At 56.8% G+C, this 7,442-nt stretch carries 8 protein-coding genes and 4 pseudogenes; 1 reads left to right on the top strand and 11 read right to left on the bottom strand.

Annotation, left to right across the window (positions count from 1 at the left end):
* Positions 1–140 precede the first annotated feature (140 nt).
* The 10 genes and pseudogenes from ACMX3H_RS15565 to ACMX3H_RS15520 form a co-directional block, all read right to left on the bottom strand.
* The gene (locus ACMX3H_RS15565; protein WP_415211117.1) at positions 141–617 is read right to left on the bottom strand and encodes a serine hydrolase; all 477 of its coding nucleotides are present in this window, start codon (positions 615–617) and stop codon (positions 141–143) included.
* Positions 508–1,280, bottom strand: a pseudogene (locus ACMX3H_RS15560) (ABC transporter ATP-binding protein). The gene ACMX3H_RS15565 and the pseudogene ACMX3H_RS15560 overlap by 110 nt, the downstream one beginning before the upstream one ends.
* Positions 1,277–2,142 (bottom strand): annotated as a pseudogene (locus tag ACMX3H_RS15555) (ABC transporter ATP-binding protein). The pseudogenes ACMX3H_RS15560 and ACMX3H_RS15555 overlap by 4 nt, the downstream one beginning before the upstream one ends.
* Positions 2,135–3,068, bottom strand: a pseudogene (locus ACMX3H_RS15550) (ABC transporter permease). Before ACMX3H_RS15550 ends, ACMX3H_RS15555 begins: the two co-directional pseudogenes overlap by 8 nt.
* Positions 3,065–4,049: pseudogene (locus tag ACMX3H_RS15545) on the bottom strand (ABC transporter permease). Before ACMX3H_RS15545 ends, ACMX3H_RS15550 begins: the two co-directional pseudogenes overlap by 4 nt.
* A 12-nt stretch (positions 4,050–4,061) precedes the next feature.
* Entirely contained in the window at positions 4,062–5,006 is a 945-nt protein-coding gene (locus ACMX3H_RS15540) for an ABC transporter substrate-binding protein (RefSeq protein ID WP_415211472.1), read from the bottom strand.
* 26 nt (positions 5,007–5,032) lie between these two features.
* A complete protein-coding gene (locus ACMX3H_RS15535; RefSeq protein WP_415211471.1) occupies positions 5,033–5,206 on the bottom strand; it encodes a hypothetical protein in 174 nt (57 codons plus the stop codon).
* A 42-nt stretch (positions 5,207–5,248) separates the two neighbouring features.
* Complete coding sequence (locus ACMX3H_RS15530; RefSeq protein WP_415211473.1) at positions 5,249–5,569, bottom strand: ABC transporter substrate-binding protein; 321 nt, start codon at positions 5,567–5,569, stop codon at positions 5,249–5,251.
* A gap of 10 nt (positions 5,570–5,579) precedes the next feature.
* Entirely contained in the window at positions 5,580–6,062 is a 483-nt protein-coding gene (locus ACMX3H_RS15525; protein ID WP_415211470.1) for a hypothetical protein, read from the bottom strand.
* Between the two features lie 117 nt (positions 6,063–6,179).
* Positions 6,180–6,443, bottom strand: a complete 264-nt coding sequence (locus ACMX3H_RS15520) for a hypothetical protein (protein ID WP_415211469.1) — start codon at positions 6,441–6,443, stop codon at positions 6,180–6,182.
* A gap of 67 nt (positions 6,444–6,510) precedes the next feature.
* On the opposite strand from ACMX3H_RS15520, the gene ACMX3H_RS15515 reads away from it, so the two are divergent.
* Complete coding sequence (locus ACMX3H_RS15515; RefSeq protein WP_415211468.1) at positions 6,511–7,023, top strand: hypothetical protein; 513 nt, start codon at positions 6,511–6,513, stop codon at positions 7,021–7,023.
* An 81-nt stretch (positions 7,024–7,104) separates the two neighbouring features.
* On the opposite strand, the gene ACMX3H_RS15510 is transcribed toward ACMX3H_RS15515, so the two are convergent.
* On the bottom strand, positions 7,105–7,290 hold the full coding sequence (locus tag ACMX3H_RS15510; RefSeq protein WP_415211467.1) for a hypothetical protein: 186 nt from the start codon (positions 7,288–7,290) through the stop codon (positions 7,105–7,107).
* Positions 7,291–7,442: the final 152 nt, after the last annotated feature.

Below are 7,442 nucleotides of genomic sequence, written 5' to 3'. Positions count from 1 at the left end.
TTACGGTCATGATAAAATGTCCCTTGAGTTGAGCGTGTCAATAAGCAGTTGTAGAAGCCGGCCGGTTTGAAAACGGCTCACCTCTTTTCCAGGCGTATCGGTGTCTACACGATGGACGATGACTAAGGCCATCGACGGCATCACCAGGCAAAAATGATCGCTGCGCCGCGCGCCGAATAGCTGCCATCGGGGAGTATTACCCCCGGCCAGGCGACGCCGGCACGCGTGACCCACCACATCGCGCCGTACGCGCCGCGGCAGCCGGCGTGGGAGATGGGAAGCGTGCTGCTGCGGACCCAGTGCGCCGGTATCACCTGCCGATCGTCCCATGTCCCCTGCTGCAAAAATAACTGGCCGAACCGAAGCAGGTCACGGTTTGAGAGACGAAAGGGATAGGCGGGGTGGTCCGAGAAATCCCCGGGTTCCATGGCGCCATCCTGCGCGGGACGAAAATCCTCCATGCCGATGGGGCCGGCTATCTGCCGCGCGAAGGCGTCGTGGATAGCCTCACCGGTCAGCTGGCGCCATACGCTGCCGAGGGCGTTGAAGTCCCAGTTGTTGTAGCACCAGTTGTCGCCGGGCGCCGGCGGTGAATTCCTCCAGAAGTCTACCCTGATACATGATGCCGATCCTGTCGCATAAGTGTGCCACCACCGCCAAATCGTGTGTGACGAGGAGATAGGTCAATCGACGCTGCCGGCGCATTTGACTCAGCAAATTGAGGATCTCCGCCTGCACAGAAACGTCCAGCGCTGAAGTGGGCTCATCCAGCAGGATCGACGGCTCCAGGATCAGCGCGCGGGCGATGGCCACCCGCTGGCGCTGGCCGCCGGAAAGTTGATGGGGATAGCGGTAACGAAAAGCGTCTGACAGGCCGACGGCGTTCAGCACTTCGCTAATGTGCGCCTCATGGCGCTCCAGCCCCTGTAGTTGTAACGGCTCTCGCAAAGTATTCCATACTATTTTGCGCGGATGTAACGAGGCATAGGGATCTTGGAACACCATCTGGACATCCCGGTAGAAGCCTTTGTCGCGCCGGTGCTGCTGCTCGCGGTTGTTAAGCAGGATATATGCCCTTGATAATGGTGATTCAGGCCCGCCAACGCGCGCAGGAGGGTTGATTTGCCGCAGCCGGATTCACCGATAAGGCCATAGCTTTCTCCTTGTCCCAAGAGAATATTGACGTTGTCGACCACCTGACGGCGCTGACGTCCCTCGCCGAAGGCGATGCTTAATGCCAGGGTTTCAATACTGCGCTGTGCGCTGGGAATCACATTCATAGGGCGACACCATAACGGTAGCTCGGGCCGTCCAGCCAGGCCGGATCGCGTGCGGGGACGCTAAGCGTCGCCACCGGATGGCGCAGACGCGGCTGACTGTCGAGTAATGCCCGGGTATAAGGATGGCAAGCGTGCTCCAGCTGCGCCGCCGCGATCTCCTCGACGATGCGGCCGGCATACATCACCAGCACCCGGTGACAAAAGCGCGACACCAGATTGAGGTCATGGGTGATAAACAGTAAACCGGTGTTGTGCCGCGCCAGTTGTTCATCAAGGATGGTCAGTACCTGTTGACGCACGGTAACGTCCAGCGCGCTGGTGGGCTCATCGGCGATGATAAGATCCGGCTCGGGGATAAGCATCATCGCAATCATCACCCTTTGCCCCATGCCGCCCGAAATTTCATGGGGGTAGAGCCGGAATACCTGTTCCGCTTCGCGGATATGCATGGATTCCAGCATCGCCAAGGCTTTGTCCCGGGCGTCTTTTTGACTCACGCGCGTATGCAAACGGTAGGCTTCGGTAATTTGATGGCCGATCCGCATCAGCGGGTTAAGGGAAAATTTCGGGTCCTGAATACCATGGAAATACGATTGCCGCGGATGCGGCGCATCTGTTTCTCGCTGGCGTTGAGCAAATCGACATCGCCAAAACGCATTTTGTCGGCGCTGATACGGCCGACTTTGGGCGTCAGCTTGAGCAGCGCCCGACAGGTCTGGGATTTACCCGAGCCGGATTCCCCTACGATGGCCACTTTTCCCCGCCCGACGGTGAATGACACATTTCGCACCGCGGAGTGGTCCTGATAAGCGCCTTTAAACACCACATTAAGATTTTCGACGTCCAGCAGAAGATCATTCATGGCGGAGATCCATCACGTCGCGCAGGCCATCACCTAACAGGTTGAAAGCCAGACTGGTAAACAGAATGGCCAAACCGGGGATTGCCGCGATCCAGCCGTGATTCATCATAAATTCCCGTCCCGAAGAGAGCATGGCGCCCCACTCCGGGCTGGGTGCCTGCGCGCCCAGGCCGAGGAAACCCAGCCCCGCCGCGGTCAGGATAATGGCGGCCATATTCAGCGTGACGCGCACCACCACCGAGGGCAGGCACATCGGCATCAGATGGTGCAGGATGATATGCTAGGAGGACGCTCCCTTTAGCCGTATCGCCGCGATATAGTCCATTTTGCGAATCGATAGCGTTTCCGCCCGCGCCAGGCGCGCAATCGGCGGCCACGAKGAGAGCGCGATAGCGATAATCGTGTTCTCAAGGCCGGGRCCCAGCGCGGCGACAAACGCCAATGCCAAAATCAAGCTGGGAAACGCCAGGAAAATATCCACCAGACGCATCAACACCGTATCCACCCAGCCGCCGAGATAGCCGGCGGTGGTGCCGATAATTAGCTCGAGCGGGGTGATTATCACGGCGGTGAGCGCGGCGATATACAGCGTAATCCGCGCCCCGAATATCAGGCGACTATAGATATCCCGGCCCAGCTCATCGGTGCCGAGCCAGTGATCGGCGCTGGGCGGCTGCAGACGGTGGGCCAGATCTTGGACGTAGATATTGGTTGGCCAATACCGGCGCTAATAGAGCCGCCGCCAGGATGAACAACAGCACCAGCAGGCCGAACAGCGTGGAACGGTTAGCGCTGAAGCGGTGCCACTGTAGCCATAGCCGCTGCATCCTTGCCTGCAACGGCGTCGCGGGGTAGGACGCGGCGATCCATTCGCGCCAGGTTGAACGCGGACGCGCCGACAGCGGCTTGTTCAAGGAATCGGTCATTGAACTTCCCGGCGGGTGCGCGGGTCGAAGAGGTGATAAAGCAGGTCGCACACCACATTTAACAGGACAAAAATCGCGCCGGTCAGTAAGGCGCATCCCACCACGGCGTTCATGTCGCCGGCCAGCTGCGCATTGGTAAGATAACGGCCAAAGCTCGGCCAGGCGAACACGGTTTCGGTCAGCACCGCGCCCAGGACAGTCCTTTTACCCGCGCGGTGATAATATATTCCTGCGCCAGTTGTTCGATCATAAAGCTACGGGTCATGCGGCTGATATAGGCCAACGAACTCAGGCCGAGAATCGAAGCAGATAGAAGATATGGCTAAAAACATTGCGAAAAACCGCCCAGTTGCCCGTCATTGCGCTGTCGATAAGCCAAAAGCCGGTGACCGGATACAGATCGAATTCATAAATAAAATCCACTCGGCCGGGACCGCCGATCCAGCCCAGAGACGCGTAGAACAGCAATAATCCCATCAGTCCGAGCCAGAAATGCGGCGTTGAGTAGCTGATAAGCCCCAAAAAACGAATCAGGTGATCGAACCAGGAATTACGGTACATTGCCGACAGGACGCCGGAGGGAATGCCGAGGCCGGTACCGATGAGAGCCGCCACCGTCGCCAGTTCCAGCGTCGCCGGAAAGACCCGGGCGATATCCTGCGCCCCCGGGCTGTTGGTGGTGAGCGCCATCCCGAAATTCAAATGCGCCACCGAGACTACATAGTCGGCGAACTGCTGGCACAGCGGCTGATCCAGGCCCAATTGGTGATACATCTGGTTATAGGCTTCCTGGCTGGCGTTATCGCCAATGACGGCCACCACCGGATCGATAGGCAGCAGCCGGCCAATAAAGAAGGTTAACGCCGCAAGCCCCAGCCGCGTACACAGGATGGACAGCATTCCTTTCAGCGCGGCGGACAGGTAGCGCCAGACGGGAGATATTTCCCCCGGCTCGGCTGAGGTGGAGAAAGCCTGCGACATGACACGCCTCCGTTATTTACGTGCTTTGTTGTACCAAACGCGGAAACCGTTCCAGGTCCAGTTTTTCAAAACCGTATTGATTCCCGCCGTGTTGTACATCTGGAACATGATCGCCATCGGGCCTTTTTGCATGACTTCCTGCTGAAGACTGGCGTAGAGGGCCACCCGTTTTGCGTCATCGGGTTCCATTACCGCCGCTTGGACCTTTTTGTTCAACTCGGGATCAAAAAAGCAGGCGGCGCACCAACTGGGGTACTGGGTCGCGCGGGCGTTCTTGTCGTTATCCGGATTGAACACCAGCCGCGAGGCGTTGCCGTAAGCGTCCGGCACCGAGGTCTGCCAGGCCATCATGGCGCTCTGAAACTCGCGGCCGCGCACTTTGCTGAACAACTGTGCGTTGGCCATCCGCTCCAACGTGAGCTTTACGCCGATTTTGGCGGCGTTTTGCTGCACGCTCTGCGCGATGGGCGCCGAATGGGGTAGCGTGCCGAAGTAGACGGTGGCACTGAAACCCTGGGGGTAGCCTGCCTCTGTCAGCAGTTGCTTGGCTTTGTCCAGGTCCAGTTTGAACGGTTGGCCGGCATGGTCGTCCAACGCACCGAAGGCGCCGATTTGCACGAAGCTGGCGCGGGGTACCCCGAGGTACAGCATAACGCTTTTCGCCAGGCCGTCATAATCGATCAGATAGCGCATGGCGAGGCGGACTTTCTCATTTTTGAAGATCGGGTCTTCATTATTGAAAGTCCAAAAGAATAATTGCAGCTTGAGCACTTTCTCTACCTTGACCTTATTACCTTCATCAAGGGTTTTCAGGTCATCCGCAGACAGGTCGCGGACGATATCCACATCCCCTTGGGTGACCAGCAGCCGCTGTGTACCGGTTTCGGCAACATGGCGGATCAACACCCGCTTTAGCGGCGGTTGTCCGCCCCTGTAGCGATCGACGGCCTGCAGCATAACGCCTTCCCCCGCGTTCCAGCGGGTTAGCTGGTAGGGGCCACGACGCAGGCGGTATGGGTTGTCAGATAGGTGTGTCCCATGTCGCCATTGACCGCTTCCTTTTCCACCTTTTTCCGTTCCAACAAGGAAGAGACATTATTTGCCGCAATCGCCTGTAAGATCAGCGTGGTGGGATAGGGCTTATCCAGTTTGAACACCAGCGTGCGATCGTCCGGCGCCGTAATAGTGTTATCGACGTTTTACTTGTTAAATCCGTAGTCGGTAATCGTGGCGGCGTTGCCATAACCCAGTTTCACCACCCGCTGCAGCGACCAGGCCAGATCTCCCGCCGTGGCGGGAGTACCGTCCGCAAAGGTCAGATTGTCGCGTAAATGGAAAGTGATTTGCCGGCGATCGGGCGAGACATCCCAACTTGACGCCAGCGAAGGCACCACTTTTTTCTCATCACCGGGATCGAAGTCCACTAGCGTGTCGCACGTATTGGAGTAGATTTCGCTGGTCACCACCTCGCCTATCTGAGCGGGGTCCCAGGTGCTGATGGCATCGATATTCCAGGCCATCACCCGCGAATCAGGCGGTGTGGCGGCCTCGGCCGTTGCGCTGCAAGCGCCCGCCGCGGCCAATAGGGCGGCAATTCGGGTCAATGTCATGGTGCTCTCCTGTAGCAATCAATAACAAGGTCTCGGGGCGGGGCTGAACAGGCGGTTTCACCTCGGCCGGTATCGGGCACCGGTAGGAAGTGGCGCGGGTCTGTTCAAAATGGACTTTTTTGACCTGGGCAAGCAACATTTTGTCGGTGAGCACGTCAATGCCCGTGGCTGCCATGATTTTTGCGACATGGGCCAGTCCTTTATGGGCGTCGGGCATTTTCCCCTGAGCGGTCAACTGCCAGGAATGGCCTGGCGTGCCGATGGCCATCGTCGGCACATGCGCTTGTACCGTCGGGATAACCCAACTGACATCCGCCACATCGGTCGATCCGATCATCGGCTCGCCGTGGGTGTCGAGGGGGATGATATAATTGCTCAGGGATTTGGGATGAGCGGGTTTCATCCCGGTCCGGCGATAATCGTTTTGAATATCCGCGGCGTTAAGCGTGCTTTGAATCTCATCGGCGAAGGCGTAATCGCTATGATCGAACGCGACCGGACCCAGCAGTTCGAAATTCTGCTACATGGCTTCTTCCAGCGGCCGGTTACCCAGCAGATTGGCGACCGCGCTCATGATGCTGACGGTTAATTGCGTATCGGTCATGGTGGCGGCGCCTTCGGCCACCCGTTTCACGCGCGAGTTGAGTTCAAACATGCTTTCGACATCGCGGGCGCGGATGGCATAGCGCACGGCGGCCTTGGCCTGTACCACATTCGGCGCGATACCGCCGGAATCGAGCATGGTATAGTGGATACGTGAATTCTGCGGGACATGTTCACGCAAATACTATACCCCCACGTTCATCAGTTCCACCGCATCCAGCGCGCTGCGGCCCAGGTGCGGCGGCGGCGTGGGAGGCGCGCCCCGTGAAGAAGAAATCCATACGGGTATTGGCCAGCGACAGGGCTTTCGCCACTTCATGATGGACGCTGGGATGCCAGGTAATGGCGACATCGACGCCATCAAACGTGCCGGCGCGTGCCATAAAGGATTTTGCGGCTCCCCCCTCTTCAGCGGGACAGCCGTAATAGCGCACCCGGCCGGGCTGACCAGTTTTAGTCAGCCACTCTTTACGCCTTCGCCGCCAGCATCGCCGCCGAACCCAGCAGATTATGGCCGCAGCCGTGACCCTGGCCGTTGCCCGGCAGCGGCGAATAACGAGCGTGTGGGGTGGCAAGCATTTCTGGACTATCAAAGGGAACGTTGGATTAGTCGTAAGCCCGTTATTGGCGGGGCTTACAACGATTTTAAGGATTTTGGACTCATTGCAAAAAATGATCAGAAAATGATTTTTTTGCACTATATTCTGGACTGGATTGGTTGTAGTTTGAGTAAGTTTGAAAGCCGTTCAAACGCCTTTTGATCATCATCTTTAAATAAAAATAATTATATAAAACATTAAATTAAGTATGGTAAATTTAACATGCGATAGCGTAGTATTTACTTAGGCTATTCCGCTTTTCTTATAGCCTAAGCTTGTTACGTCTTCTATTTGATTCTCTTGAGGTGCGGCCCTCTTTTTAGCTTCATGTAAGGCCATTAGGCGCTCCTGCTCTTCGGGAGGGAGTTCAAGCAACGCTCTTTCAACATTGCTAGTGATATTATTTTCATTGGTAGTATCAGTTTTCATACAAGCCGAAATAACTCCTTCAATCCCTTTCCTATGAATAATCCTCAAGATAGCTTGAGCTTCTTACGCATCAAGTGAATCAAGCACCATGAGCCATGCAGTCATTAACTTACCACCATTATCATCTATCCCCGTTTTTCCAGATCTAGCTT

This window comes from Sodalis sp. (in: enterobacteria), assembly GCF_047607725.1.
Classification (GTDB): domain Bacteria; phylum Pseudomonadota; class Gammaproteobacteria; order Enterobacterales; family Enterobacteriaceae; genus JBLKSS01.
This window is presented reverse-complemented; position numbering and strand designations above follow the sequence as displayed.